17 protein-coding genes and 1 pseudogene are annotated in these 19812 nt (G+C 47.3%); 7 read left to right on the forward strand and 11 right to left on the reverse strand.

Features of this window, described 5'->3' with window-relative positions; all coding sequences use genetic code 11:
* Positions 1 to 378: 378 nt before the first annotated feature.
* On the reverse strand, positions 379 to 1233 hold the full coding sequence (locus L1N85_RS21955; protein WP_235241206.1) for a helix-turn-helix transcriptional regulator: 855 nt from the start codon (positions 1231 to 1233) through the stop codon (positions 379 to 381).
* A 335-nt stretch (positions 1234 to 1568) separates the two neighbouring features.
* Here L1N85_RS21955 and L1N85_RS21960 point away from each other — a divergent pair.
* Positions 1569 to 2465, forward strand: a pseudogene (locus L1N85_RS21960) (glycoside hydrolase family 2 TIM barrel-domain containing protein); the annotation flags it as partial.
* A 77-nt stretch (positions 2466 to 2542) separates the two neighbouring features.
* Here L1N85_RS21960 and L1N85_RS21965 read toward each other — a convergent pair.
* The 6 genes from L1N85_RS21965 to L1N85_RS21990 form a co-directional block, all read right to left on the reverse strand.
* Complete coding sequence (locus L1N85_RS21965) at positions 2543 to 3454, reverse strand: EamA family transporter (RefSeq protein ID WP_235241207.1); 912 nt, start codon at positions 3452 to 3454, stop codon at positions 2543 to 2545.
* Between the two features lie 9 nt (positions 3455 to 3463).
* Entirely contained in the window at positions 3464 to 4567 is a 1104-nt protein-coding gene (locus L1N85_RS21970) for a Gfo/Idh/MocA family protein (protein ID WP_235241208.1), read from the reverse strand.
* A gap of 16 nt (positions 4568 to 4583) precedes the next feature.
* Entirely contained in the window at positions 4584 to 5414 is an 831-nt protein-coding gene (locus tag L1N85_RS21975; RefSeq protein WP_235241209.1) for a sugar phosphate isomerase/epimerase family protein, read from the reverse strand.
* 36 nt (positions 5415 to 5450) lie between these two features.
* Positions 5451 to 6746 (reverse strand): ABC transporter substrate-binding protein, encoded by a 1296-nt coding sequence (locus L1N85_RS21980; protein WP_235241210.1) that lies wholly within the window; start codon positions 6744 to 6746, stop codon positions 5451 to 5453.
* Between the two features lie 118 nt (positions 6747 to 6864).
* A complete protein-coding gene (locus L1N85_RS21985) occupies positions 6865 to 7698 on the reverse strand; it encodes a carbohydrate ABC transporter permease (RefSeq protein WP_235241211.1) in 834 nt (277 codons plus the stop codon).
* Positions 7698 to 8579, reverse strand: a complete 882-nt coding sequence (locus L1N85_RS21990; RefSeq protein WP_235241212.1) for a carbohydrate ABC transporter permease — start codon at positions 8577 to 8579, stop codon at positions 7698 to 7700. Before L1N85_RS21990 ends, L1N85_RS21985 begins: the two co-directional genes overlap by 1 nt.
* A 156-nt stretch (positions 8580 to 8735) precedes the next feature.
* On the opposite strand from L1N85_RS21990, the gene L1N85_RS21995 reads away from it, so the two are divergent.
* Together L1N85_RS21995 and L1N85_RS22000 are read left to right on the forward strand one after the other, a co-directional pair.
* Positions 8736 to 10526, forward strand: coding sequence for a sensor histidine kinase (locus L1N85_RS21995; RefSeq protein ID WP_235241213.1), 1791 nt, complete (start codon positions 8736 to 8738; stop codon positions 10524 to 10526).
* Positions 10523 to 12145 (forward strand): response regulator, encoded by a 1623-nt coding sequence (locus L1N85_RS22000; RefSeq protein WP_235241214.1) that lies wholly within the window; start codon positions 10523 to 10525, stop codon positions 12143 to 12145. Before L1N85_RS21995 ends, L1N85_RS22000 begins: the two co-directional genes overlap by 4 nt.
* A gap of 149 nt (positions 12146 to 12294) precedes the next feature.
* Here L1N85_RS22000 and L1N85_RS22005 read toward each other — a convergent pair whose 3' ends face one another.
* A complete protein-coding gene (locus L1N85_RS22005; protein ID WP_235241215.1) occupies positions 12295 to 12525 on the reverse strand; it encodes a hypothetical protein in 231 nt (76 codons plus the stop codon).
* Positions 12526 to 12775: 250 nt separating this feature from the next.
* Here L1N85_RS22005 and L1N85_RS22010 point away from each other — a divergent pair, with 250 nt between their 5' ends.
* Positions 12776 to 12976 carry a cold-shock protein gene (locus L1N85_RS22010; RefSeq protein ID WP_235241216.1) on the forward strand — a complete coding sequence of 67 codons (201 nt, stop codon included), beginning with the start codon at positions 12776 to 12778 and terminating at the stop codon, positions 12974 to 12976.
* A gap of 130 nt (positions 12977 to 13106) precedes the next feature.
* Here the strand turns inward: L1N85_RS22010 and L1N85_RS22015 are convergent, their stop codons facing one another.
* Both L1N85_RS22015 and L1N85_RS22020 read right to left on the reverse strand, forming a co-directional pair.
* Positions 13107 to 14156: a Gfo/Idh/MocA family protein gene (locus tag L1N85_RS22015; RefSeq protein ID WP_235241217.1), complete on the reverse strand. Its 1050-nt coding sequence runs from the start codon at positions 14154 to 14156 to the stop codon at positions 13107 to 13109.
* Positions 14157 to 14201: 45 nt separating this feature from the next.
* A complete protein-coding gene (locus L1N85_RS22020; RefSeq protein ID WP_235241218.1) occupies positions 14202 to 14933 on the reverse strand; it encodes a ThuA domain-containing protein in 732 nt (243 codons plus the stop codon).
* A gap of 123 nt (positions 14934 to 15056) precedes the next feature.
* Between L1N85_RS22020 and L1N85_RS22025 the strand changes: the two genes are divergently transcribed.
* Together L1N85_RS22025 and L1N85_RS27725 are read left to right on the forward strand one after the other, a co-directional pair.
* Positions 15057 to 16013, forward strand: coding sequence for a helix-turn-helix domain-containing protein (locus tag L1N85_RS22025; protein WP_235241219.1), 957 nt, complete (start codon positions 15057 to 15059; stop codon positions 16011 to 16013).
* Positions 16014 to 16487: 474 nt separating this feature from the next.
* Complete coding sequence (locus L1N85_RS27725) at positions 16488 to 17648, forward strand: helix-turn-helix domain-containing protein (protein ID WP_235241220.1); 1161 nt, start codon at positions 16488 to 16490, stop codon at positions 17646 to 17648.
* A 2-nt stretch (positions 17649 to 17650) separates the two neighbouring features.
* Here the strand turns inward: L1N85_RS27725 and L1N85_RS22035 are convergent, their stop codons facing one another.
* Complete coding sequence (locus L1N85_RS22035) at positions 17651 to 18781, reverse strand: glycoside hydrolase family 88 protein (protein ID WP_235241221.1); 1131 nt, start codon at positions 18779 to 18781, stop codon at positions 17651 to 17653.
* 112 nt (positions 18782 to 18893) lie between these two features.
* Between L1N85_RS22035 and L1N85_RS22040 the strand changes: the two genes are divergently transcribed.
* Positions 18894 to 19793: an AraC family transcriptional regulator gene (locus L1N85_RS22040; RefSeq protein WP_235241222.1), complete on the forward strand. Its 900-nt coding sequence runs from the start codon at positions 18894 to 18896 to the stop codon at positions 19791 to 19793.
* Positions 19794 to 19812 lie beyond the last annotated feature (19 nt).

The raw sequence follows: 19812 nt of genomic DNA on the forward strand, positions 1-19812 counted from the left end.
TCATTCCCATCCTCGGTTGTAAAGTTAAGATTAATGTTTTAATCTCCTGCATTTCACGCTGTTAGGCGCTTATAGCAGAACTTGTCGTACATATCCGTTAGTCGATGATACACTTTCCCTTCATGCCGCGTATCCTTTAAATCACTAAAATACTCAAAAAAGCTCCCTTGATATCTTTCGTTGCTCATCAGTATCCCTCCGAAAATGCTTCTGAGCAATATCTTACTTCACAAGAGGCTCTTTATGAAAGAGGGTTAGATATTATTTTGATATAGCCTGCTGTTATCAGCAGAATGCCACATTCCGTGACCGCATTCAAAAGTTCCAATATTTGCTAATATCTCCTATTATGTTTCTTCATGAATTCGCCGTGATCATTCATCCCCCACCTAAGGAGGAAGGGGACTTCTGACCGATATAGTTAAAGTTACTTCTATATTTTGCCGGGGAAATCCGGTTCCATTTGCGAAACATTTTACCGAAATGATGCTCATCGGAAAATCCGCAAGCTTCAGCAATGGATCTCATCGGCTCGACAGTGAGCGTCAAGTACTTCTTCGCATGTTCATTACGAACTCGGTTCAAGTACTCCTTGGGCGGAATACCCAGTTCCTTTAGAAACCAACTGCGAAGATGCGAGGGAGAGATACCGAACCGGTCGGCAAGCTCTACGATTTTCAATTCCTCGCTATAGTGTATATCTATCCATTTCCGAACACCGGTATAGGCCTCTTGGAAGTTGTCCGTTTTTTGAATGAAGCCCGACATCCTTGCGATAAGGGATGCTAATTCGTATTGGATTTCAATTCGATGAACCGATTGATCTTGTGTCCAATTTAGGGCAATGTATCGGATTCTTTCATTAATTTGCTTTTCTTGCTCCTGGGAAAACATTTGGATAAACGGCAGTTCTAAAATTTCAACCATCTCCGTTTGATGATTCGTGCCGTTATCCATGAAAGATATCCTCGCGACGTCGAGTAGAAGCATCATGACGTGAAGGGGTTGTGCGAAATCAGACTTCATCCTTAATTTGAGCTCCGGCTTCAGGTATACCATCATTCCTTTATGCACCTCGTAGGAGCCTTCCTCCGTCGTGAATGTCCCTTGGCCTCCATAGATCCAATATAAACTATGCACGTTCAATTTATGCCGAATATCCTCCCATCCCGGAAGAGGGGGTTTATCATATACAAAATGAATATGGTAGATGGTGTAATCCGTACTGTCCATTGTCCTGCTTGCACTCCACTCAAATTGATTTTGACCAAATTACGATGGTTTTTTCCCTATAAAATGAGGATTAGTCGTGTTAAACTGATTTTAAAATGACCACTAAGGAACTGTCAATCATGACTTGGACGACGCTACTGGCTCGATTTGGTGGATGAGTGCGGTTTTGCTTTCCGGGAAGAGATGACTATTCGCGATTATCACAGCCCCAGCGTCTTATTGTTGGGAGCCCGCCGGCAGCATGAACCGGAAAAACTCCTGCTAATTGGTCTCAGACACGCTCTAATTATGCATGTAACGGGAAAACAAGGCGGTATTCACGGGAATCATCGCTTCGGATTCAAATTAACGGGGAAGACGTTGTGCTGAAGGGATTTAACCGGCATGAGGATCATCCCATCGTCGGCGCATCGTTTCCGTACCAGCTGATGGTTCATGATATCGAGCTGATGGTTGAGGCAGGCGCGAATGCGGTCCGGACGAGCCATTATCCGAATGACGAGCGTTTTTTGGATCTATGCGACGAACGCGGCATTCTCGTATGGGAGGAAAATCACGCGCGCGGATTCAGCTTGGAGCAGATGCAAAACCCGAACTTCGAGCGGCAGTGCGAGGACTGTAACCGCGAGATGGTCGAGAGTCATTTTAATCACCCTAGCATTATGATATGGGCGATTCTAAACGAGTGCGCGAGCAATACGCCGGAGGGCCGCGTCATGTATAAGAAGCAGTTGGAGCAAATCCGCAGCTTGGACGGCTCAAGGCCGCTTACATTCGCCAGCCATCATCGCGAGAAGGAGCTTTGCTTCGATCTGGCCGATATTGTATCGTTTAACCTATACCCGCTGTGGTATGGCGATGAGGATCCGGGCGAGCTAAGCGATCAGGCGAGAAAATGGGCCGATGAGCTCGGCGGTCAGGGAAAGCCGATGATTATGAGCGAGTTTGGCGGAGACGGCCATTACGGGCTTCGTGATCCGAACCGTATGAAGGGGACCGAGGAGCGCCATGCCGATATTATCGGGAGCAATCTGGACGCTTATACGAAACGGCCGTTCATCTCCGGCATGTTCATTTGGCAGTTTTGCGATTGCCGTGTGTCGGAAGGCAACGGCTGGCTGCTGTCTCGCGCAGGTACGCAAAACAGCAAAGGGATCGTAGACCGTTACCGCAGACCTAAGCTTGCCTTCGATATCGTCAAGAAGTATTTTCGGCGGGATGAAGGGAAATAACAAATCGCAGCAAGATGCGCCTGCGGAATGAAAAAGCCTCTTACAAGTTCAAGTGAACTCGTGAGAGGCTGTCTCGTTCAAGCGGCATGTTCTTTCGTATGCGATGCTTTCTTGAGCATCAGATTAATAATCTTGGATACCGAAACGCCGGCCATTATAATGAAGATTCCTAACCATTGAAGCCAGGACGTGCTTTCGTGAAGAAATAATCCCGAACAAACGATCACGACAGGCAGCTCGACGGCACAGAGCATAGCGGCGGCGCCGGTGCCGATTCGCGGAGCGCCGATCGCGAGTAAATACGGCGGAACGATATTTCCTAATACGCTTAGCAGAAGCGCCCATAGCCATAATCCGCTGCCGAGGCTGCCATTCCATAGAAACTGCGGCGGATAGATAAGCATTACCGTCACTGCGGCTCCCGTCAACATCCATGAGCTGCGCTGCACCGCTGGAAGATTCACGGCCACATGGCCGCTGAAATAAATGAACGCCGTGCAGCAGACCGCCGCCAGCAAACCCAGCGCGATGCCTGCTAGCCGCACGGATACCGGTGAATGCTCCGCCATGCCTGAAGCAAGCAGCGTTCCGGACAAGATTATCGCAACGGAGAGCCACTGCGTAGCGCCAGGACGCCGTTTATAAAACACCCAATCTACCGCCATCCCCATCCAAATAAATTGAAACAAGAGTAGAATGGCAAGTGACGCATCCAGCATCTGCAGGCTGTAATAGTAGACGACTCCGGTTAATCCGGTAAATGTACCGCTGCCTAGCAGCTTCAAGCGCATGGCCCAATTGATCTCCGCTTTATCGCTGATGAATAGCCGCAGCAGCCACATAATCAAGCAGCCGGCGGCCGCTTGACTGCCGGTAATCTCAGCCGCCGTAAAACCATCCTGGTAACCCAGCTTTACAATCGTCGACAGGACGCCGTAAGAAGCCGCGCCAATCAGCACGAGCAGACTTGCTTTTCCTTTTGTAATCATCCTGTCTTATCAACCTTTCAGCCCATTTCTCGGCAGGTCTGCAGGAAGCGCGGCCGGTCGTTTGCAATCGCTCTTGAGCTCGTAGTGCATGCCCCGTTCGGAGGACAAATGGAAGCCGTGCATCAATTCAAGCACATGAAGGGCCATATCGCCGTTTGCACGGTGTTCTCTTCCATCCCTAATCGCGTAAGCCATATCCACAACGCCCAGTCCGCGGCTGTTCTCCGTGAATCCGTGCGTTAACGGCATTTCCATAAAATCGGTTTGGTTATGCCGTTTGATATAGACAGGTCCGCCGAACGTGTTCGGGTCAGGGACAATCAAAGTGCCGGCAGAGCCGTAAATCTCCATATGCGGAAGCTTGGAGCCCTGCACGTCAACGCTCGTGATAATCGTGCCTACCGCGCCGTTAGCGAAGTCGATCGTTCCGGCAATATGAGTCGGAACCTCCACCGGAATTTTTTTGCCGTAATCCAACTCATTCGTGATGGTCCTCTCCGGGAACGTCATTTGAGCCGAACCGGAAACCCGCCGAACCGGAGCGATCAGATTAATGAGCGCCGTCAAATAGTAAGGCCCCATGTCAAACATCGGACCCGCCCCGACTTGATACAGAAAGCCCGGATTCGGATGCCAGCTTTCCGGCCCTGAACCCATCATAAATGCGGTTGCCGCAACCGGCTTGCCGATCCAGCCTTCATCGATCAATTTGCGGCAGGTTTGAATGCCTCCACCGAGGAAGGTGTCCGGCGCCGAACCGATAAGCAGATTTTTCTCTTTGGCCAATGCGAGAATCCTTTGTCCGTCTTCGAGGCTAATGGCAAGCGGTTTTTCGCCGTACGTATGCTTTCCTGCTTCAAGAGCCCGGATATGGAGCTCCGCATGCGCGCTCGGAATGGTTAAATTTATAACGACTTCAATCTCTGGATCAGCCAACAGCTCATCGACCTCGCAAGCTTTAGGGATGCCGTATTCTGCCGCCCTGGCTCTCGCCTTCTCCATATCCAAATCGGAGCATGCGACAATGTCGAGAATATCGAACTTTCGGCCCGCTTCGAAATAAATGGGACTTATCACGCCGCAGCCGATAATGCCAACCTTTACTTTTCTCATGATCATTCCTCCTGGTCTAGTTTGCAAAGAGCTTGGAAATATTCCGATAGCTGATCTCAACGCTCTCCAGCTGGTTTCGCGCCGTCATATCCTGCTCGACGAAAATGTATTTCGCCGCGCCAATTTCCTTCACCGCGTTTATAATGCCTGCAATATCCAACGTTCCTTCGCCGACTTCGGAAAAGTGGTCCTCCTGCAGCACACCGATAAATCGTTCAAACGTAATGTCTGCGTCTTCGCCGACCACCTCCAGAAGATTGACCGGCTGCGCGGCTGCCGTCAGATCCTTCTGATGAACCAAATCGCAACGGTCGCCAAGCTTATGCAGGTAAGCGATTGGATCGACTCCGCCTCTTACGGTCCAGTACGTGTCGAGCTCAACTTTGACAAGATCCTTATCCGTGTTCTCCAGGATGATGTCCATGATGTATTGTCCGTCGAACTTCTGGAATTCCTGAAAGTGATTATGGTAGTAGAAATCTATGCCGGCTTTCTTGTAGACTTCGCCATGCCGGTTGAATTGCTTGCACATATCAAGAACCTCCTGCTTGTTCTTGAAAAATGCGATTCCGAGAGCAACAGCCGAACTTCCGAGCTCCTTATTATAAGCGATAATGTCCTCGTAACGGTCAATCGGGTCGATATGGGTGGACACGACCTTCATACCCAAAGCGTCCAGTCGTTTTCTAAGCTCAGTGGCGTCCGGCTCCAAGCCCTCTTCGGCATTGTGGTTCGCTATTTCAAGATTTTTGTAACCGATAGCAGCCAATTTTTCAAGCGTTCCCCAGTAATCCTTTTTCAGTTCGTCTCTGACGGAATAAAGCTGAAGTCCGAATTGTAAGCTCATGAAAGTTTGCCTCCTGTATAATGGTTGATGGTTTAATTAACGCGTATTCATTTTTTCCCAAGCAGCTTGGAACTCGCTGAGCAATTCATCGCCAGTAACTTTTTTGGCAATATATTTCTGCATGGAAGCCCCAAACTCTTGCGCGGCCCCGTCCGGGAACTTCGACCAGTGCCACCCGAGCGCCTTGTCTTGCTCGATGTATTTCATAACTTCCGCGCCAAGCGTCCCGATGTCGTCCGGATTGACCTCGATGTTAGAGAACGCCGGTATAAATTTGAACTCCTTGGTCAAATATTTCTGGCCGGCTTCAGAGGTGACGAGCCAGTTCAGAAACTCCTTCGCCTCCTTCTTGACCGGAGATTTATTGTAAATGACCCAGTTGTTAGCCGGACCGACGAACAATTTATCGTTCATCGCGGCATCTTCGCTGATCGGCATCGGCAGCAATCCTACCTTCATATCCGGAGCGAGCTTATCCAGCACAGGCTGCAGCCAGTTGCCGCTTTGATAAATGGCGCCTTGGCCGGTGGCGAACATCGTGGATGCATTGTTGTAATCCGTCGTTAAGCTGTTTTTGTTTCCGTATTTGATATTCAGGTCAAACAACTTGACCCAATCCTTAAAGACCGCATTATCGGTGATCCGGGCTGTGCCGTCATTTAAACCGTTAATGAAAGCGTTAGGATCGGATTGCTTCGCAAACGGATTGTTCACATTGTGGAATCCAAGCCCGAACCAGTTGTCGAACGAGTTAACAAATGGCTGTATTCCTGCCGCCTCGAGCTTCACAACAGCGTCCTCCAATTGCGAAATCGTCCTCGGCAGCTCGGTAATGCCAGCCTTCTCGAACATGTCCTTGTTGTACAAAAATCCGAGACCTTCAATTCCGACCGGCATACCGTATACTTTGCCGTCTCTGGTCATGGGCTCTTTGGCGATTTCGATTTCGTTTTTGACCCAAGGCTGATCGGATAGGTCCTCCAAATATTCGACCCAGGCGTCCAGCTGCTTGTAGCCTTCGTTGTTAAAAATATCGGGCATATTGCCGGAAGCGAATCGTGCCTTCAGCTGCGTGTTGTAGTTGTCTCCGCCAAGAAGCGTATCAATTTGAAGCTTGACCCCTGGATGCGTTTGTTCATACTCTTCCTTAAGCTTGTTGAATTGTTCGGCAATTTCAACCTTGAAATTCATAATGGTGATCGTCACTTCCCCGGGCGGCGCTTCATTCCCATTGGCAACGTTCTCCGGCTCCTCCTTTCCGCCGCCTGCACAGCCGGCTAACAAAGCACACGAAAGCAATACAACGCTTAAGACCGTAATCCATTTTTTCATGGCGTCCTGCTCCCCCTTCAATTTTCGTAGCGCTACAATGCAATAGTAGGACACTTTCTGAATGACCTACACTCATGGCATTGACTGTTTAGGTGGACAAAATTGCTCACCCTCGCAATTACCCCTTTACGGCGCCCGCCGTAATACCCTGAATAATATACCGCTGCAAAGCGAGGAAAAAGACGAGAATCGGCATAATTCCCATGACCAGCGCCGCAAGCGCCAAATCCCATTGCTGCATATATTGGCCGAACAACGAATTCATAGCCACTTGAATGGTCTGCAGTTCCGGCTTCTGCAGGACAAGCAGCGGAAGCAGGAAGTCGTTCCACATCCACAAGCTTTGAAGCACAATGACGGTAACGGTCATCGGCTTTAAGAGCGGAAACACAATCCGCCAGAAAATGCCGTAAGGGTTGCAGCCATCAATAAGCGCTGCTTCCTCGATTTCAAGAGGGATCGATTTCATAAACCCGTGGTACAGGAAGATCGTGAAGGAAGCGCCGAGTCCCGTATAAAAAAACACAATACCCGGCATGCTGTTTAGGAGATTAAGCCAATTGCCGACTTTGACGAGCGGAATCATGATCGTTTGAAACGGGACGACCATGGCCGCGATAAACATAGCAAACAAGAATCGGTTCCCTTTGCTCGGATGGCGCAGCAGCCTATAGGCGGCCATCGACGATATTATGACCATGCAAATGTCGCTGAAAACCGTAATCAGAAACGAATTTCGCAGCGCCCGGGGAAAGCTTAATACTTCCCAAGCGCGTGCATAGTTTTCCCAATTCAGGCTCTTGGGCAAGCTGGACGTATTCATAAGCAGCTCCGAGAAGCCTTTGAACGAATTGGCAATGACAAAATAAAACGGCGTGAGAAATATCAGGGCTGCAAGCAACATCATGATTTCAAAGGAGAACAATTTCAAGCCGTACGGTTTCGTATTCATTACATCTCCACCTCCCTCTTCTTCGTAATCGATACTTGGATCATAGTGATAACGGTTACAACGATGAAGAAAATAACGGCTTTAGCCGTTCCGAGTCCGTAACGGTTGTTCTTGAACGCTTCGTAGTATATATTCATCGCAACTGATTCGGTTGATTTGAAAGGTCCGCCCTGCGTTAAGGAGAAGTTAAGATCGAACGACTTGAAGGTCCATGAGATGCTTAGAAACAAGCAGATGGTCACGGCCGGCATAATGAGTGGCAATACGATATTCCTCAAAATCTGGAAGCCTGAAGCACCGTCAATCGCCGCAGCTTCCAACATGTCGCTCGGAACGTTCGTCAAGCCGGCAATATAGATGACCATAAGGTAACCGGCCCCTTGCCATACGCTGACAAGAACAATCCCCCAGAACGCCGACGCCTCCGTGCTTAGCCATGGCAATTCAAAAAATCCAATATGGGTTGATTCACCAATTGCCGCGAAGCCTTCTGTAAAAATAAACCGCCATATAAATCCTAATAAAAGACCGCCGAGCACATTCGGCATAAAGAAAATCGTACGCAGCATATTGCGGGATTTCATCGGTTTCGATAATAAATAAGCGATCAAGAAACCAAGCAGGTTGCTAATTAGGACAACGGTAAACGTAAACCGGGCCGTAAACCATAACGATGATCCAAAATCCGGGTCATCTGTCAAGATCGTCACGTAATTTTTAAGCCCTAACCAATCAATCTGGCTGGATACGCCGTTCCAATTGGTAAACGAATAATAAAGACCGAGCAAGAACGGCAGCACCATAACAATAGCATAAGCAAACAGTGCAGGTCCTACAAAGACCGTCTGCTGCATAAGCTGCGATGTCGACCACCTTCTCATAACAGGTTCCCCCCTATCCAAGATGTTTATGATACATCCTTATTTTATCGACGGCATTCAACAATTCCCACTCAGAAATTTGAGAAGATTGGTGGACGATTTTGACTGAGTGATGCTAGAATGAAAGCGTTGACAAGAGGGGGCGGGACAACGAGCATGCGATTGATGCAAACCAGTGTACGCTACAAATTAATATTCTTAATGCTGATTTCTATCGTAATCCCCATTGTCGCATCGATTATCGTCACCTATTTTTACACCAAAGAATCCGTGAAGGACCGAACGATTGCAGAAAATACGCGGCTTATTTCCGAGGGAAAAACGAACATCTCTAATTACCTTGAGGTCATCAACAACGCTTCCCTAATTCTTTATTCCAATATTACCCTGGAAGGCATTCTGTCGAACGGCGTTACAGACAACAAGGAACGCTCTTACGTGTACACGGCGCTGCAGCTCGTTTCTCAGGCATCCGGACATATCTATCAGGTTTTCCTTTATTTAGATAAAGGGCAGGACGCTTACTTAATGTATCAGGGCGACTTCAAGGGCGGGCAGATCGCCCCCCTGCGAATGGATAAGGATATCGTCCCTTATGCCGCCAAAACGTTGCCGACACATTGGAGCGGCGATTACGGCATTAACCTGTTCCCGCCTAAGCGGCAAGAGCTGGTCTTTTCGATTTACCGCCCTTTGTTTCGCGTGCCGACAACGGAGCGTATCGGCCTTCTGTCCATTGATGTGCGAGTGGAGGCTTTGCGGGAACTGAGTGCGCAATTGTACGATGCGAATAACGAGGATATTTATATTTTGGCCAGCGACGGCACCGTCATTTATGCTTCGGATGAATCGGAAATCGGGCAAAAACCACAGCAAACGTGGGTCCGAACTATTCTCGGCGGCACCGAATCTGCAGGCAGTTTGGAAACAAGCGAATCCGGCTACGACGGCCTTATTTTGTTCGATAAAATCAAGTTGGACTATTTGGAATGGACGGTCGTCAAGCGAATTCCCGGTCATTATTTATACGAGCCTGCCCGTAAATTGACAATGATCAATGCGGCAATCGCTGTCCTTTTCCTATCCGTTGCAACCGCGGCCGTCTTAGCGGTCTCTATCCGATTCACCTATCCGATCAAGAAGCTGATCCGCAGCATCAATAAAATACAAACCGGACAGCTGGAGGAGCCGATCGACATCTCCCGAAACGATGAATTCGGCCTGCTTGCCAAACGGTTTCGCACGATGATGAATACGATCAACGAGCTGATCCTGCAGGAGTACAAGCTAAAGCTCGCCAACAAGACGATTCAGCTAAAAGCGCTGCAAGCGCAAATCAATCCGCATTTCATCAACAATGCTTTGCAATCCATCGGCGCTTCCGCGCTCGATCATGATGCTCCCGAAGTCTACGGGCTCGTCTCTTCACTTGGCCAAATGATGCATTACAGCATGAACATGAAAGAAACGATTGTCCCTTTATCGCAAGAGCTGGAATACGTCAATCATTATTTATTGCTGCAGCAGAAGCGCTTTGAAGAGAAACTGAAGATTGAATATGCTTTAGACGAACGAGCAGGATCGGTTCCCATTCCGAAAATGATTGTCCAACCGCTTGTCGAAAACTATTTTAAGCACGGCTTTCACCAATCGCCTCAAACCGGCTTACTCAAGATCAGTACGCAATTGCATAACGAAATGCTGCAAATCATCATCGAGGATAACGGATCCGGCATTACGGAAGACAGACTTTCGATCATCCAGAATGAATTATCCTATCAGAATCACGAGCCTGGCGGAGATCGAATCGGACTGATTAATGTGATGTTCCGCCTGCGCCTTTATTACGGAGAACAAGCCGTCCTTATCCTGGAGAAAAACCATCCGCATGGATTGAAGATCACAATAACGATACCTATCTTGGAGCAGGAGGAGATCATAAGATGAAGGCGCTAATCGTCGATGATGAGAGACATGTCCGCAAATCCATTCACAAGCTGATCGATTGGGAGGCTCTTGGTTATGAAGAGATATTTGAAGCGGAGAATGGCTCAGATGCGGAAAAAATCATCCTTGAACAACAGCCCCAGCTCGTCATTACAGATATTATGATGCCAAAGACGACGGGGATCGAATTGATGGAATGGATGGAAACAAACGCTGCAGATTGCAAGAAGATCGTCATTAGCGGTTACAATGACTTCGAATTTGTGCGTCATACCGTGAAATACGGGGGTATCGATTATTTGCTGAAGCCGATCGACCGGAACCAATTGCAGCAAGCGGTCGGAAAAGCGGCGGCAAGCTGGAACGAGACCAAGCGGGAGAGGCTTCAGCTTCAAACTAAAAATATGGAGGTCAATGAGCTTAAGCCGATGTACCGGGATAAATTATTATCCCGGTTGCTCATGGATTCGGCTTCCGGCCTCGCCCCCGTACCGGGAGAGTCTTATCTTCGCGAATTTCCCGAGCTGGCGGGCATCCGCTCCTGCCGGCTTGCCATACTCGATTTGAAGACGCTTCATCCGACGATTCGCGACAAATACGCTGCGGACTCGGATTTGCTTTTCTTTTCACTGCTTAATATTTGCAATGATTTTCTGCAGCCGGCTAAGCAAGGAACCGCTTTTCGCCATTGGAACAATCCTTTTGAAATCGTGCTGTTGATCTGGGATGCGCCGGACCAGGCTCTGAAATGGCTCCGGAAGGTTTTACATGGGATAGACCGCTATTTAAAAGGCCCGGTCGAGTTCGGCATCAGCCTGGCATCCGCTTTTCCAACCGAAATTCATAAAGCATATTTGCAAGCCCAAGAAGCTCTGATCCGGCGCAATCTTCTCGATCCCGCTTCCCATATACACGAATATCATCCCTCGACACCGAAGCCAATAGGAACGCTGCGTTTCGGCAAAGTTGAAGAAAGGATTCGTCTGGCAATCAGAAGCGGTAATCCGGATCTCATTCGAAGCACCATTAGCGCATGGTTTCATCTCGTTTCCGCTATGGATCATATTACGATGGAGCAATTGAAGATGTGGTGGGAACAATTAAATGCGGCGAAGACAAGCTGGGTGGAGGAATTTTTCCATGAATATGACGCCGTGCCTCGGATACCTGTGGAAAACAACCATTTTGTCGTCCCTTTAGACGAAGAGGGCAAGCTATCCTTATCCGCTCTGCAAGAGCAGTTGACGAGTCATTTGATCGAGTTATCTCAAATTTTAGTTTCCCTGCAAACCAACAAGAGCAATCCGATGCGTGAAATCGCCCGTTATATTGAAATGAACTATAAAGAGGACATCACTTTGCATGATATATCCGCGAAGTTTCACTTAAACCGGGAATACATTTCCAGAAAATTCAAACATGAGTTTCAAGAAACGATTGTCGATTTCGTCAACCGCAACCGGGTTGAAAAAGCGAAAATGCTGCTCTTAAGCCCTCATCTCAAAATAGCGCAAATAGCCCAAATGGTAGGCTATCAGGATGAAAAGTATTTCAGCCGCGTCTTCAAAAAATGGGAGAACATGACACCCAACGAGTATCGAAAGCTGCAATCAACATGATATACGACTTTTGCGGCGATCTCATACATCTTGCTGCCAAAAGAAACATGAAGAGTTATAAGCTTAGAAACACCGCAGAAAGAAACCTTGATAATATCAAGTATTTGGTATATCAAGGTTTAAATACTGACTCCATATTTTTCCTCTGATCAGAATCTGGCACAAAATTGCTTTAAATCATCTATTAATTCTTGGGAATAGTCTTTATTATCTTCCGTGTCCTTGTCTTCCGTGCCCCCATCGCCATTTTCCGATGCTTGCTCAAACTGTTGGATGAGAGCAATGGAAATATACTCTGCGTTAACCCCGTGATGTTTGATGATGGCAAATAATTGATCTAAGTTTTGATGGTTTTCAATAATGTCAGCCAGTCGACTCATTTCATTCTCCCCGACCCAATATTATCATTTCATTTTATTTCTCTACTAATGTATCCATAATCCGTTGGAGTATCCACAAAGCATTAACAACCATAATTTGGCGTTGTTGATGTCTTGGATTTAAGGATAGCCCATGTGGATTTTAACCATAATACCTATTATCAACTTTATATCGCAGCGGAAAACGCAAAAGTCTTCAGGTTAAATAATTGCATATTTAAATTTAGGAGCTAAAAGGAGCCTGCACAGAATGGAAAAAGGTACAGTTAAATGGTTTAATGCAGAAAAAGGTTTCGGTTTTATCGAAAGAGAAGGTGAAGAGGATGTATTCGTTCATTTCTCCGCAATTCAAGTAGACGGCTTCAAAACGCTTGATGAAGGCCAACAAGTTGAGTTCACGGTTACTCAAGGCAATCGCGGACCACAAGCTGAGAACGTTGTTAAACTTTAAATGGGCTGCTATGAATGAGGCCTTGATTCTCTATTCACATAGAGATTCGAGGCCTTTTTCTTTAAATATCATATGCACAGGACTGATTTAAGTTTGATACCGGGAACGACTATTCCCGGGTAATCTACTATTATAGCCTTACTGACGCCTTCGTTTCGCTTGCCCTGACAATGGCATCCAATATCTCTTGGTTGCGGTAGCCGTCCATAAAACCGGGAATGCCATCCGGGACGTTCCCCTCAAGCAATGCCGTGAAATCGGTGTATTGCGTTACTTTACAATGCTTAGGCACATCGATCACGGTCTTCGCGAGCTGTCCAGGCGCTTCTTCGCGGATCCAAATCAGCTGATCCGGATTCAGCGTAGAAGCATGAATCGTACCGGAATCTCCGTAGATGGACACTTCATGCTGATTGCCCGATCCGATGGCATTGCGCGTCGTCTGGAAGACGCCCATAACATCGCCCGTCATCCGGGCCTGGAAACTCGCAAAGTCGTCGACCTCGATTTTGACCATTTTCCCGCTCGCGGGATCGTGGCGTTCGGGGATAATCGTATGCAGCTGTGCCGACAGCTCTTCGAATTCACCAAAGAGGAAGCGCGCCATATCGATCATATGCGAGCCCAGATCGCCAAGGGTCCCCGTACCGGTAATCTCTTTATTGAACCGCCACAGATAGGGAACATTGTTTGGCAACGCGCCCCATCCCTGTAAGTACTGAATCGAGAAGCTGCGTACGGTGCCGATTTTCCCTTCGCGTACGAGCTCCCGCGCGTAACGGAAAGCTGGCGTGTAGCGGTAGGTAAAGGCGATCATCGCCGGAACCGGCTGCCGTTCATACAATTCCAGCAGCGGTATCGCTTCCTCGAACTCGCGGGTGAACGGTTTTTCTGCCATAAACGGCTTCCGCGAATGCAGGCACGCATGGACAATATCCGCATGGACGTTGTTCGGCGTGACGGAAATTACCGCCTCGACGTCCGGGTCTTCAATCAAGCGGGCAAAATCGGAATACCGCTTATCGGGAGCGATACCGAGCTGTTCCCCGACTTTAGCCAGCGCTTCCTCAGATACATCGCTCACGGCAACGATTTCGAAGCGGTCCTCCGCTTTCATCCAGCGGATATGCTCCCCGGCCATCCCTCCCAAACCAATCAAACCGATCCGGAACTTTCTCATTATTCGTGCTCTCCTCCCGATTAATCGCCCTCATCTTTGAGCTGTTTATTCGTTTACTTTTACCGTTATTTTTTCTAATGGCTGTGCATTCCCATAGACTGGACGTTTGCGGTCTACAGGCTGTGCCCATTTCACGGCGTTCACAATGACGCGTTGAATGTCTTTGTTATAATACGTTGGATAGGTTTCATGGCCCGGTCTGAAATAAAACACTTTGCCGTTTCCGCGTATAAAGGTGCATCCGCTGCGGAACACTTCTCCGCCTTCAAACCAGCTTGTAAAAATAAGCTCGTCCGGTGCAGGGATATCAAAATGCTCGCCGTACATTTCTTCTTTTTCAAGTTCGATATATTCCCCAATTCCTTCCGCGATCGGATGGCTTGGCGCCACAACCCAAAGACGTTCTTTTTCGTCAGCTTCACGCCATTTCAAATCGCAGGATGTACCCATTAATGTTTTAAAGATTTTTGAAAAATGACCCGAGTGAAGGACAATCAAACCCATTCCGTCAAGCACACGCTGCTTTACTTTTTGGACAACTTCATCCTTTACTTCTCCATGCGCAAGGTGTCCCCACCAAATTAATACATCCGAATTGTTTAATACGTCATCTGTTAAACCGTGTTCTGGCTCATCCAAAGTAGCCGTCCCGGCTTCAAATCCTGCTTCCGTTAAAAATCCTGCAATCGCGCCATGAATGCCATTTGGATATATTTCACCTACGAGCGGGTTTTTTTGCTCATGACGATTTTCATTCCATACCGTTACCTTTACCATTATATGAACACTCCTTCTTGTTTTAACTATTCTCAGTATAGAAAATCCGAGCCGCCAGGGAAATACTAAATCATGCCGATTTTATATTCAAAAGTGATATACTCCAAAAAGGAGGTAATGCTCATGCCCTTCATAGAAACCAATATTGATACGCATTCCGAAGCGATTAATGAAGAAGTCATCTATCAGAATCCGCTGCTGTTTCTAAAAATATGGGAGATCTGCTTAGAGGCTCAGCATTGCAGCGTTGTGGAGAATCACCCATGGCACTACCATAAAGAAGTAGAATTTATTGCTGTCATAGAAGGCCATTTAGGTGTACAAAGCAAACACAATTACGTTGTCCTCGGGCCGGGCGACGTTATGGTTTTGGGGGCCTCCCAGCCGCACCGTTCCCATAAACCTCTTACAGATATACTGCACTATGTGGTGTTTCAAATCGATCTGGGCAAACATTTTGACCAGAGCACCATGCCGTATCTGTACTGCTTTTCTGAACTGACTGAGCCGCTGGATAAATTAAACTATATTTTTGACGTAAATGAGTCGGCAAAACGGGAAACGTATGCGTTCATTATGGAAATCTTCAACGAATCCCAAACACGGATGAGAGGCTACGAAATGGCCATCAGCTCTACGATCAAGAGACTGATGCTGTTACTGTTAAGAAGCGATAGCCGCAACGTACTGAACTATACAGAGGAAACCGAATTAAATCGATTAAGACCGGTTCTTGATTATATAAACGACCATTTGAACGATAAACTGTGCGTAGAGGACGCTTGTACTTTGCTTAATTTGAGCTATCACTATTTTATAAAATATTTCAAAAAAACCATGGGTGTCTCATTCGTAGAATACATCAACTATAAACGAATCAAGAGATCCGAGCTTTTATTACTGACGAGTGAACTTAGTATTATGGATGTGAGCTACGAGGTCGGCATCTCCAACATGGCCCAGTTCTATAAGCTTTTCAAGCGGCATAATCAATGCTCGCCCAGGGAATTCAAACAGCGCATGCGAAGCGAGTCCACGAGAGCAGCTACCCTTTCCAGTGTTAGTGTTAGTGATAAGTGATTTGGTTATCTTATATTCTAATTCCTATTTACTTCACGCTCGTGTAACGTTTATACGCATCCGTACGAATCTCGACCAATCGTTTAAGTCCCTCTGGAATTAAAAAAACAGATTTTTTCCTATGTGCAGGATAAAAATCTGTTTGAAAAGTTTTATTCCAATTGGTCGCCTATTCTGATCAACGATCAATATTTCATCATCAATATCGTGCCTTATTATGAAAGCTACCTGATTTGCCTCATCTCCGCCGAAAATCGAGCAATACAACATTCAAACCATATTCCTGACCAATTACGCCGATTTCAACTATGCGCAAAAAGCGATCGAATTGCAAAGCTTTGACTACTTTTTAAAACCGATCGAGTTCGACAAGCTCACGCTTATTATCCAAAAAGCGGTCGTCAAAGCAAATGAACAGCAAGATCACGCAAAAGCGGTACAAGAAGGCTACTACTGGAAAAAAACCGGAAAAACGTGCAAGAGCATTTCTGGCGCAAGCTGATGACGGGGAAAACCTCCTATTCCAATCCCGCCAACATTACCCATTTGATAGCGGAGCAAAATCTTTCTTACGCCTTGACGGACAGGGTGCTGCCCCTGCTCATTCATATATTCCCTTACGATGAAAGCTTGGGAAAAAAAGATAAGGACCTGTTTGATTTTGCGCTGCTGAATGTTCTGCATGAGTTGTTCCAGGACTCCCGGTTTACGGTCGAATCGATATTGGAGCTCAAGGAATACAATTGGATGGCCGTGCTGAAATGGACGGATCAGGATCAGCCTGATTCCGCAATCGCCCAAGCCATTTGCGCTACGTTCATTCAAAGGGCGAATAAATACCTTAAATGCGACACATGCTGCATTCTTGCCGCCACGGGAAAGCTGGAAGACATCAATCAGGTCATGAAAGACCTGCTAAGCATGAATGATATGATCATCAAGTACCGCAATCAGACCTTTTTGCTGGAGCATTACCATCAATCGGAAGCCTCATATGCGCCGCCAGATTTGACGCTTTTGGAACAACTGCTGGAGCAAAATAAACCGGACGCCTTTCTTGAGGAAACGAGCGGCTATTTGCACAATATATCCCATACCCAGATGTTGAATGCGTCTGTCTTAAGCCTGTTTCGGCTCGATATGGTTCAGCTTGTTTACGCTTATCTCAAAAGCAAAGAAATACTGGCGCACAAAATGTATACGGGAAGAACGAACGACCAATTGTTTATGCAATCTTTGAACTCGATCGAGGATATGGAAAACTATCTCCGGTATTTGGTGAACACCGCAACGGAATACCGCAATTTCACGGAACAGCCCAACTCGGTCGTCGAAGAAATCAAGCATCACATCCGCACCCATTGCGGCGATGATCTGTCAAGAACGAGTCTCGCGGAAATCGTCTATCTCAATCCCGATTACTTGGCGCGGCTGTTTAAGAAAGAAACGGGCATTCCACTCGGAAACTATATCATTCAAGCCCGCATTAAGGTTGCAAAGCATTTGCTCGAAACCACTCCATTATCCGTGAATACCATTGCCAGTAAAGTCGGCTACACGAACTACTCCTACTTTACGAAGCTGTTCAAGCAGGAGACGGGGTGTACTCCTGTTGATTATCGGAAAAACCGGTAAGGTCAACGCTCATACCAGTAACCGGGAATCCGGCTGTCCAGCCGCATCAGCGCTTCAAGGAAGAAATAATCGCCCCAAATGACGAAATCATCGGGAGACGCGCCGCCTCTAACGGAATAAGAACCATGTCTCAGGAAGCCTTCCTCGGCTTCGTCTCCGGCTGTGAAGTAATGATCGACCAAGGAAGTCATGGACTGCTGTACAGCACTAAGGAAAAATTCCCGTTCCGGATCTTCATCTGACAAATGTTCAATAAGCTCCAGCAGGCCGCAGGCGGTAATCGCGGAAGCAGAACTGTCTCTTGGCGTGCCTTCAATCTGTGGAGCATCAAAATCCCAATAGGCTACATGATCTTCAGGCAAATGAGAGATGAAATATCGCGCCAGCCGTTTTGACGTATCCAGAAATTGCGGGTCTTTAAAATAGCGGTAAGCGAGTGCGAAACCATAAATCCCCCAGGCTTGCCCGCGGGTCCAAGTCGATCCGTCTTTGAAGCCTTGATGCGTTCCGCCGCGTACGGAATCGCCCGTTTCCGGGATAAAGTAAAACGTATGATAAGAAGAGTCATCCCCCCGCACCAGGAAACGCCTGCTCTTCTCGGCATGAATGCGGGCTGCATCCGCATATTTCCGGTCACCGGTCTGCTCGGTTGCCCAGTAGAGCAGCGGAAGGTTCATCAGGCAATCTATAATGATGCGGCCGCCGTTCTCCGGATCTCCTTCCGGCCCCCAAGCCTGGAGAAGCTGCGAGCCTGATCTCCACCGCTTCATCAGAACATCTGCAGCTAGAAGAGCAGCTTCCCTGGCAGACTCGTTTTTTTCCAAAATCCACTGTGCTTTGGCGGACAGGGAATACAGAAATCCGATATCGTGATGCTCCAGATGGCTTTCCTGCTCCAGTCTCCTTTTGAAAGAAGCAACGCTTTGCACGGCGGCCTCGCGAATGGACGGATCTTTGCTGTACTCATAACTTAGCCATAAGATTCCTGACCAGAATCCTTCCGTCCAGTCCGTCTGATTCACTAGCTGATACTTGCCGTCCCCATTGCTTACGTGCGGAAACTTGTCCTTGAAGCGGTTCATATTTGCGGTTGTTGTGAGAATGGATTTTTCGATTGCGGCTGTCCAGTTCATGAATGCCTCCTATTGTGTTCTTTTGCTTTCAGTAACTATTATAGGGGCAATCTATCGTTGATTTGTTGTGTTATTATATAGGTAAATTGCGAATTAGAGAGGAAATGACCTTATGGTTTTTTTTGATCGGATCGAATTTCAATTAGACTCATTCTTCTGCAAATATAAACAGAAGTCGGAACAATCCCACTGGTTTCATGCCCATCGGGGAATTGAAATGCTGTATATTTACGAAGGCGAAGGCGAAGTTATGCTGGAAGGCAAGTATTATCCTTTGTCCAGTGGGACATTGGTCTGGATTCAGCCCTATCAGCTGCATCTCGTAGATGTGCCTTCCAATCCTAATTCGGTATATGTGCGTACCAATCTGACATTCGATCCTCATTTGCTGTCCGCTTATCTGGCTCCTTTTCCCGGGCTTCAACGGTTTTATGAAAGACTTTGGAAAGGCAATTTGCAAAAACAGGTATTTTCGCTTCAGGAGGAGTGTCCTCTGCCCGGTATTTTGGAAGAATTGCAACAGACACGTCACGAGCTGCCTACAGAACGTGAGGAAAGCTTCGGCCTGAGCATGCTGAGATTGCTTCGCTTTCTGCAACAACATGTATTTACGGAAAGTCTGCCCGGTACAAATGCAAGTCTGCGCGCTTTAAAGCATGTTGAGAACATAACGGAATGGCTGGAAAACAATTATCACCGTCCCTTCCGCTTGGAAGAAATGGCTGATGAACTGTTCCTTTCCCCGTATCATCTGTCACACGTATTCAAAGATTCCACAGGCATAACCTTGTCGGAACATATTACGTTTCGCCGGATCAGGGAAGCTTGCTCGCTGCTCGCAAACACCTCCAAAACCATTCGGGAAATTGCTTTGGAGGTCGGTGGACTCAGTTCATCCTACTTTTGCCAGATGTTCAAGAAAAATAAAGGCATCACACCTGAAAATTATAGAAAAACCATTCGTGACAGGCAGAGGACGGAGTATTTGCGGGGCAAAGACAACAAAATTTAGGTTTGTGCCCGGGACCGGA

Source organism: Paenibacillus alkaliterrae (genome assembly GCF_021532375.1).
Classification (GTDB): Bacteria; Bacillota; Bacilli; order Paenibacillales; family Paenibacillaceae; genus Pristimantibacillus; species Pristimantibacillus alkaliterrae.

Excerpts from the sequence above, each read along its gene's own strand:
- L1N85_RS21955 (WP_235241206.1), bottom strand. The coding sequence starts at position 1,233 with ATGGACAGTACGGATTACACCATCTACCATATTCATTTTGTATATGAT.
- L1N85_RS21965 (WP_235241207.1), bottom strand. The coding sequence starts at position 3,454 with ATGATTACAAAAGGAAAAGCAAGTCTGCTCGTGCTGATTGGCGCGGCT.
- L1N85_RS21970 (WP_235241208.1), bottom strand. The coding sequence starts at position 4,567 with ATGAGAAAAGTAAAGGTTGGCATTATCGGCTGCGGCGTGATAAGTCCC.
- L1N85_RS21975 (WP_235241209.1), bottom strand. The coding sequence starts at position 5,414 with ATGAGCTTACAATTCGGACTTCAGCTTTATTCCGTCAGAGACGAACTG.
- L1N85_RS21980 (WP_235241210.1), bottom strand. The coding sequence starts at position 6,746 with ATGAAAAAATGGATTACGGTCTTAAGCGTTGTATTGCTTTCGTGTGCT.
- L1N85_RS21985 (WP_235241211.1), bottom strand. The coding sequence starts at position 7,698 with ATGAATACGAAACCGTACGGCTTGAAATTGTTCTCCTTTGAAATCATG.
- L1N85_RS21990 (WP_235241212.1), bottom strand. The coding sequence starts at position 8,579 with ATGAGAAGGTGGTCGACATCGCAGCTTATGCAGCAGACGGTCTTTGTA.
- L1N85_RS21995 (WP_235241213.1), top strand. The coding sequence starts at position 8,736 with ATGCGATTGATGCAAACCAGTGTACGCTACAAATTAATATTCTTAATG.
- L1N85_RS22000 (WP_235241214.1), top strand. The coding sequence starts at position 10,523 with ATGAAGGCGCTAATCGTCGATGATGAGAGACATGTCCGCAAATCCATT.
- L1N85_RS22005 (WP_235241215.1), bottom strand. The coding sequence starts at position 12,525 with ATGAGTCGACTGGCTGACATTATTGAAAACCATCAAAACTTAGATCAA.
- L1N85_RS22010 (WP_235241216.1), top strand. The coding sequence starts at position 12,776 with ATGGAAAAAGGTACAGTTAAATGGTTTAATGCAGAAAAAGGTTTCGGT.
- L1N85_RS22015 (WP_235241217.1), bottom strand. The coding sequence starts at position 14,156 with ATGAGAAAGTTCCGGATCGGTTTGATTGGTTTGGGAGGGATGGCCGGG.
- L1N85_RS22020 (WP_235241218.1), bottom strand. The coding sequence starts at position 14,933 with ATGGTAAAGGTAACGGTATGGAATGAAAATCGTCATGAGCAAAAAAAC.
- L1N85_RS22025 (WP_235241219.1), top strand. The coding sequence starts at position 15,057 with ATGCCCTTCATAGAAACCAATATTGATACGCATTCCGAAGCGATTAAT.
- L1N85_RS22035 (WP_235241221.1), bottom strand. The coding sequence starts at position 18,781 with ATGAACTGGACAGCCGCAATCGAAAAATCCATTCTCACAACAACCGCA.
- L1N85_RS22040 (WP_235241222.1), top strand. The coding sequence starts at position 18,894 with ATGGTTTTTTTTGATCGGATCGAATTTCAATTAGACTCATTCTTCTGC.